General features: G+C 60.4%; 7 protein-coding genes. 4 read left to right on the top strand and 3 right to left on the bottom strand.

Annotated elements, in window-relative coordinates:
• Window positions 1-411: 411 nt before the first annotated feature.
• Window positions 412-1,623 (bottom strand): tyrosine--tRNA ligase, encoded by a 1,212-nt coding sequence (gene tyrS / locus DGA31_RS18760; protein ID WP_056841491.1) that lies wholly within the window; start codon window positions 1,621-1,623, stop codon window positions 412-414.
• 203 nt (window positions 1,624-1,826) lie between these two features.
• Here tyrS and DGA31_RS18750 point away from each other — a divergent pair, with 203 nt between their 5' ends.
• Window positions 1,827-3,266: a peptidoglycan DD-metalloendopeptidase family protein gene (locus tag DGA31_RS18750; RefSeq protein ID WP_109513559.1), complete on the top strand. Its 1,440-nt coding sequence runs from the start codon at window positions 1,827-1,829 to the stop codon at window positions 3,264-3,266.
• Between the two features lie 3 nt (window positions 3,267-3,269).
• Entirely contained in the window at window positions 3,270-4,364 is a 1,095-nt protein-coding gene (locus DGA31_RS18745) for an anhydro-N-acetylmuramic acid kinase (protein WP_109513558.1), read from the top strand.
• Between the two features lie 67 nt (window positions 4,365-4,431).
• On the opposite strand, the gene erpA is transcribed toward DGA31_RS18745, so the two are convergent.
• Together erpA and argC are read right to left on the bottom strand one after the other, a co-directional pair.
• On the bottom strand, window positions 4,432-4,782 hold the full coding sequence (erpA, locus tag DGA31_RS18740; protein WP_056841488.1) for an iron-sulfur cluster insertion protein ErpA: 351 nt from the start codon (window positions 4,780-4,782) through the stop codon (window positions 4,432-4,434).
• A gap of 127 nt (window positions 4,783-4,909) precedes the next feature.
• A complete protein-coding gene (gene argC / locus DGA31_RS18735; protein ID WP_056841487.1) occupies window positions 4,910-5,944 on the bottom strand; it encodes an N-acetyl-gamma-glutamyl-phosphate reductase in 1,035 nt (344 codons plus the stop codon).
• A 131-nt stretch (window positions 5,945-6,075) separates the two neighbouring features.
• On the opposite strand from argC, the gene hemJ reads away from it, so the two are divergent.
• Window positions 6,076-6,501, top strand: a complete 426-nt coding sequence (gene hemJ / locus DGA31_RS18730; RefSeq protein ID WP_056841486.1) for a protoporphyrinogen oxidase HemJ — start codon at window positions 6,076-6,078, stop codon at window positions 6,499-6,501.
• Window positions 6,502-6,522: 21 nt separating this feature from the next.
• Window positions 6,523-7,431: a DUF805 domain-containing protein gene (locus DGA31_RS18725; protein WP_109513557.1), complete on the top strand. Its 909-nt coding sequence runs from the start codon at window positions 6,523-6,525 to the stop codon at window positions 7,429-7,431.
• Window positions 7,432-7,459: the final 28 nt, after the last annotated feature.

Genomic DNA, 7,459 nt, shown 5'->3' with positions numbered 1-7,459 from the left:
ACTTGCGTTGCTGATAATCAGTTGACTCTCAGTCTGACACCGCAAGCACCCACACGAATTGCTTGATTCAATTGTTAAAGAGCGGTTGGTTGAGCTGTTCGCTTCAACCGAGGCGCGCACTCTACAGCGCCTGTGTAACATGTCAAGTGATTATTTTCGGAAGTTTCCAGAGCAACTCTGAAGCCTTCATCACTTGCGTGCCGACTGATCTTTCGATCAACTCGTCAGCGGGAGGCGAATAATACAGCATTGAAACTTGCTGTCAACTGCCTTTTTCACCGCCGTGGCCCTGAGGCCAGCACCACCCCCTCGCCGATTTCTTATCCAACTCATTGATATTCAAGGAGTTTTCAGTTTCTTCCGCGGCGGGAATGGTGCGCATTATAGAGCGCTGAGACAGGGCGTCAACACTTATTTTGAACTTTCTTCCAGGTTCAAGGTAATGCGTGCAAAAGCCTTCTTGCCAGCCTGGCACACATGGGTCGCCCCTACCTTGAATATAAAGGTGCGATCAACCACCTCACCATCTATACGCACACTGCCCGCTGCCAGCAGATCGCGCGCACCGGCAGCATTCTTGACCAGGCCTGCCTTATTAAGCACAGCACCTACAGGAATGTCCTGGTCGGAAGTGACCACGATCTCGGGCAGGTCCTCAGGCAGCTCGCCTTCCTTCATGCGGTTGCCCGCCGAACGATGCGCAGTGGCCGCCGCTTCTTCACCATGGAAGCGCGCAACGATCTCTTCGGCCAGCTTGATCTTGATATCACGCGGATTGGCGCCGGCTTCGCAATCAGCCTTCAGGGCATTGATCTCTTCCATCGAGCGGAAGCTCAACAGCTCGAAGTAGCGCCACATCAACGAATCGGGAATCGACACCAGCTTGTTATAGATGACGCCGGGCGCTTCCTGGATGCCGACGTAGTTGCCCAGAGACTTGGACATCTTCTTCACGCCATCAAGACCTTCAAGCAATGGCATGGTCAGGATGCACTGCGCTTCCTGGCCATACGCACGCTGCAACTCGCGCCCCATCAGCAGGTTGAACTTCTGATCGGTGCCGCCCAGCTCGACATCGGCACGCAAGGCCACCGAGTCATAGCCCTGTACCAGCGGGTAGAGAAACTCGTGAATGGCAATCGGCTGGTTGCTGGTGTAGCGCTTGTCGAAGTCATCGCGCTCGAGCATGCGTGCCACGGTGTAGTTCGAGGACAGACGAATGAAGTCGGCAGGACTGAGCTTGTCCATCCAGGTGGAGTTGAACGCCACCTCGGTCTTGGCCGGATCCAGGATCTTGAACACCTGAGCCTTGTAGGTCTCGGCATAGGCCAGCACCTGCTCACGGGTCAGCGGAGGACGCGTCGCACTCTTGCCGCTTGGGTCACCGATCATGCCGGTGAAGTCACCAATCAGGAAGATGACCTGATGCCCCAGCTCCTGGAACTGACGCAGCTTATTAATAAGCACCGTGTGCCCAAGGTGCAGATCGGGCGCGGTCGGGTCGAAACCGGCCTTGATTCGCAGTGGCTGGCCACGCTTGAGCTTTTCGACCAACTCAGCCTCGACCAGAAGCTCATCCGCGCCGCGCTTGATCAGCGCCAACTGCTCTTCAACCGACTTCATATCACCCCCGACTCAAAGGGAACCAACCATACAAGATCAGCGCCCAATTACAAGTTTTTGCCCGGCGCACAGCCATTGCTCCCGACCGCCTCTCGGCCAGGGTTGCTTCGCGCTGGATTTGGTTATATTTTATACAGTTATTTCATCTTCATCATGTCATTCATCTTTTCCTTTTCACCCTTTTTTCAAAGTCAAAATTACCTATGATCGACACACCGCCTAAAGCGCCCCCGCTTTATCCGAAGAGCCACCTGCTGGCCGCCAGCGGCATTGCCGCCCTGCTCAGCCTCGCTCTTCTGGTCTTTCCTTCCAGTGAAGTAGAGGCCAAGCGCACCAATCTCAACCTTGATCTGGAGATGTCTGCCGAGCAGCACACACAGGATCAAGACGCTCAAGACACCACCCAGGCCACACCGCAGGACGCGCCATCGCCGTTTGCGCAGATCGACGCACCTGAAGACAGCACCGAGCAAACCGCAACGGCCGAACCTGAAGCCGAGGCCGCCAAGCAAGCTGCGGCACCAGCAGCGGCCAAGAATCCCAACCACCGTGAAGTGGTCGTGACCAAGGGCGACACTTTGTCGACCCTGTTCGAGAAAGTCGGTCTGCCAGCCACCGCGGTGCATGACGTGATTGCCGGCGACAAGCAGGCCAGGCAGTTCACCAAACTGCAGAACGGCCAGATCCTGCAGTTCGAACTGTCCCAGGATGGCCAGCTCAACAAACTGCACAGCAAGCTCAGCGACCTGGAGTCGATCAGCCTGTCAAAGGGTGCCAGCGGCTATACCTTCAGCCGTGAAACGAGCAAGCCCGACACCCGCAACGCCTACGTACATGGTGTGATCAACAGCTCGCTGTCGGTCTCGGCCCAGCGTGCAGGCCTGGCCCACAGCATGACCATGCAGATGGCCGATATCTTCGGCTACGACATCGACTTTGCCCAGGACCTGCGCAAGGGCGACGAATTCGACGTGGTGTATGAACAGAAGGTCGTCAACGGCAAGACCGTCGGCACCGGCAATATCCTCGCGGCCCGCTTCACCAACCGCGGCAAGACCTACACGGCGGTGCGCTACGTCAACAAGTCGGGCAATACCAACTACTACACCGCCGAAGGCAACAGCATGCGCAAGGCGTTCATCCGCACGCCGGTTGACTTCGCCCGCATCAGTTCGGTGTTCTCGATGGGCCGCAAGCACCCGATCCTGAACAAGATCCGTGCCCACAAGGGCGTCGACTATGCAGCACCACGCGGCACCCCGATCAAGGCCACCGGCGACGGCAAGGTGCTGCTGGCCGGGCGTCGTGGCGGCTACGGCAACACCGTGATCATCCAGCACGGTGACACCTATCGCACCCTTTACGGCCACATGCAGGGTTTCGCCAAGGGCGTACAGACCGGCGGCAGCGTCAAGCAGGGCCAGGTCATCGGCTATATTGGTACGACCGGCCTTTCGACAGGTCCGCATTTGCACTACGAATTCCAGGTCAACGGCGTACACGTAGACCCACTGGGTCAAAAGCTGCCAATGGCTGAACCGATTGCCAAAGCCGAAAAACAGCGCTTCATGCAGATGAGCCAGCCGTTGATGGCGCGCATGGATCAGGACAAGGCCACCAAACTGGCCTCCAATAAAAGGTAATCCATGGCCTTCTTCTATATAGGCGTCATGTCCGGCACCAGCCTCGATGGGTTCGATATCGCCCTGGTGAAACAGGACGATCGTCCCAGGTTGCTGGCAACGCACTACATCCCCATGCCCCAGGACCTGCATGTCGAATTGCTCGACCTGTGCGCCAGCGGCCATGACGAGCTGGCCCGTGCGGCGATTGCCGAACAGAAGTGGGTCCGGCTGGTGGCCGAGGGTGTCCTGGCGCTGTTGAAGGATAACAACATGGTGGCCGGTCAGATCCGCGCCATCGGCAGCCACGGTCAGACCATCCGTCACGAGCCGGCACGTGGCTTCAGTATCCAGATAGGCAACCCGGCGCTGCTGGCCGAACTGACCGAAATCACGGTCGTGACCGACTTCCGCCGTCGTGATGTCGCGGCCGGCGGCCAGGGTGCGCCTCTGGTGCCGGCGTTTCACGAAGCGCTCTTTGACGACAACAAGGACCGCCGGGCGGTGCTCAACGTGGGCGGTTTTACCAACCTGAGCCTGATCGAATCGGATCGGCCGGTTTCCGGCTTCGACTGCGGCCCGGGCAACGTGCTGCTCGACGCCTGGATCCAGTCACGACGCAAGCTGCCCTTTGACCGTAACGGTGAATGGGCTGCCAGCGGCCAGGTCAGCGAAGCCTTGCTCAACGCCCTGCTCAGCGATCCGTTCTTTAACGCCCGCGGACCGAAAAGCACGGGACGCGAGGTGTTCAACCTGACCTGGCTGCACCAGCATCTGCGGCCATTTGCCAGTCTGCCCGAACAGGATGTCCAGGCCACGCTGCTGGAGCTGACGGCACTGAGCATCACCCAGTCGCTGCAGGCGGCGCAGTCAAGCACCACCGAACTGCTGGTGTGCGGTGGCGGTGCTCATAACCTGACACTGATGAACCGCCTGGCCGCCTTGTTACCGGGCACACGCGTCAGCAGCACGGCAAAATTCGGTGTCGACCCGGACTGGGTCGAAGCGATGGCCTTTGCCTGGCTGGCCCATTGCTGCCTGGAAGGCGTCCCGGCCAACCGCCCGACCGTGACCGGCGCGCGCGGCCTGCGGGTGCTGGGCGCGATCTATCCGGCCTGACGGTCTACGGATCGCCCAATGCAAAACGCCGCGCATCAGCGCGGCGTTTTGCATTGAAGCACGGCAATCAGATCGAGAACGACGAGCCGCAACCGCAGGTCGTGGTCGCGTTAGGGTTCTTGATAACGAAGCGCGAACCCTCCAGACCTTCCTGATAGTCGACTTCGGCGCCGGCCAGGTACTGGAAACTCATCGGATCGACCACCAGGCTTACGCCCTCACGCTCGACGATGGTGTCATCCTCGGCCACATCTTCATCAAAGGTAAAGCCGTACTGGAAGCCCGAGCAACCGCCGCCGGTTACGAAGACACGCAGCTTCAGACGATCATTGCCCTCTTCATCGACCAGGGTTTTCACCTTGTGCGCAGCACCAGGGGTGAATTCCAGAGCCACTGGAGTGAAGGATTCAACGCTCATGTCAGATATCTCCCGGCGTCAGCCGTCGTAATGCGTAATAACGGGCATTATCCGCTTGTCCGAGAAAATAGGTCAACTATTAGGCCGATCGGTGACCGGGCCTGATCAGGCCCGGTCGTCGCACGCCTTACGGCATCATGCCGGCATGTGAGAGGCCCAGGCGTTCGTCCAGGCCGAACATGATGTTCAGGTTCTGGATCGCCTGGCCCGACGCGCCCTTGACCAGGTTATCGATGACCGACAAGACCACCACCAGATCGCCACCCTGCGGACGGTGCACCGCGATCCGGCACACATTGGCACCGCGTACGCTGCGGGTTTCCGGGTGGCTGCCGGCGGGCAATACGTCGACGAACGGCTCATCCGCGTAGCGTTTTTCGAACAGCGCCTGCAGGTCGACAGACCGATCCACGACCGTTGCGTAGAGCGTGGCGTGAATCCCGCGAACCATCGGCGTCAGGTGTGGCACAAAGGTCAGGCCCACATCGCCACCGGCAGCACGGCGCAGCCCCTGGCTGATTTCCGGCAGGTGCCGGTGCCCCTTGACGGCGTAGGCCTTGAAGCTTTCAGTGGCTTCGGAGAACAGCGAACCGACGCTCAGGCCACGCCCGGCACCGCTGACGCCCGACTTGCAGTCGGCAATCAGGCGGCTGTTGTCGGCCAGACCGGCTTCCAGCAGCGGCAGGAAACCCAACTGTGTCGCGGTGGGATAACAGCCCGGCACGGCAATCAGGCGCGCACTCTTGATCTGCTCGCGATTGACTTCCGGCAAGCCGTAGACGGCGTCCTTGAGCAGTTCCGGGGCACCATGCGGCTGGCCGTACCACTTGGCCCACTCGGCAGCGTCCTGCAGGCGAAAGTCCGCCGACAGGTCGATGACCCGGGTACCCGCCGCCAGCAATTCCCCGGCCAGCGCATGCGCAACGCCATGCGGCGTGGCAAAGAACACCACGTCGCAGGCGCCCAAGGTCTTGATGTCCGGAACGCTGAATGCCAGGCCATCGTAATGGCCTCGCAGGTTCGGGTACATGTCGGCGACGGCCACGCCGGCCTCGGAGCGAGAAGTAATGACTTCCACCTGCGCCTGCGGGTGCTGCGCCAACAAGCGCAGCAGCTCAACCCCGGTGTAACCCGTGCCGCCGACGATACCGACCTTGACCATAACCTGTCCTCAACGAAACAACTGGAAAGCCCACGATGATAGGGCGGCCGGACCGATGCGACAACCGACAACGTGACGTAAGGGCCCAAGGCCCCTACTATTCGGCCACCGTGAACCTGAAGGATGTCCCGATGCTCTATCTATGGATCAAAGCGCTGCACATTGTCGCTCTCGTGTGCTGGTTTGCCGGCCTGTTCTACCTGCCGCGCCTGTTTGTCTATCACGCCATGAGCGAAGACGCCCCCAGCCGCGAGCGCTTCTGTGTGATGGAGCGCAAGCTGTACCGCGGCATCATGGGCCCGGCGATGATCGCCACCTTGCTGTTTGGCGGCTGGCTGGCCTGGCTCAACCCGGCCTGGTTCACCCAGGGCTGGATGCACGCCAAGCTGACCCTGGTCGTGCTGCTGATCGGCTACCACCATGTGTGTGGCGCACAGGTCAAACGCTTCGCGCGTGGCGAAAAAGGTCGCAGCCACGTGTTTTATCGCTGGTTCAATGAAATTCCCGTGGTGATACTGCTGGCCATCGTCATTCTGGTCGTGGTCAAACCGTTCTAGCTCCAGACAAGGAAGCCTTGCATGCCCGACACTCACTTCAAGCTCGTATTCGAAGGACAACTGCGCGAAGGCGTGAGCCTGGAAACCGCCAAGCTCAACCTCGCCCAGCTGTTCAAGAGCGACGTGTCGGCCATCGACCGGCTGTTCAACGGCCAGCCCGTGGCTCTCAAGCGCGGGCTGATCCAGAGCGAGGCCGATCGCTACCTCAAGGCCCTGCACGAGGCCGGTATCGATGCACGCCTCGAACCGGACCCGGCCATCAGCCTGAGCCTTGAAGAAGTCGGCGAGCCGGCCCCTTATCGCACCCCGGCAGATCCACTGGAGGCTTCACCCTACGCGCCGCCCAAGGCCGTGGTAGACAGGCCTGCAGTGAGCCGTGAGTTGAAGGTCTTCAGCATTCACGGCCGCATCGGCCGTCTGCGCTACCTGGCCTGGTCTTTGGTACTGGTCGGTGCCGGCCTGCTGGTCGCCTTGCTCTGCGCTGCCGTCATGAGCGTCTCACTGGTGGCCGGTGGGCTGCTGAGCACCGTGGCGGTGATCGCCCTGGCGGTGGTGAGTGTGCAGATGGGCGTGCAACGGCTGCACGACATCGGCTGGTCCGGCTGGTTTCTGCTGCTCAACCTGGTGCCGTTCCTGGGCAGCTTCTTTCCCTTCGTCATGGTGCTCATGCCAGGCAATGCCGGGGTCAATGCCTACGGGGCACCGCCGCCGCCCAACACACAAGCAGTCAAAGTGCTATCAGGGCTGTGGCTGGTGGTCATCATCCTGTTTATCCTGTTGACCGTATTCAGCGGCATCGCCGCCATGACCCGCGAGCTGCAAGGCACCGTCGAGCGCTATGAGCAGTCATTGCCCTACGACGACAACAGCCAGAGCGACAATGCCAGGCCCGCTCCGGGTACGTTTTTCAAAGGCGAACGAAGCTTGTAGTACCCCGGCCACCCATGACCGGGCGCAC

Source organism: Pseudomonas ovata (genome assembly GCF_003131185.1).
GTDB classification, from domain to species: Bacteria; Pseudomonadota; Gammaproteobacteria; order Pseudomonadales; family Pseudomonadaceae; genus Aquipseudomonas; species Aquipseudomonas ovata.
The sequence above is the reverse complement of the archived record's forward strand: the minus strand, read 5'-3'. Positions and strand labels throughout refer to the sequence as shown.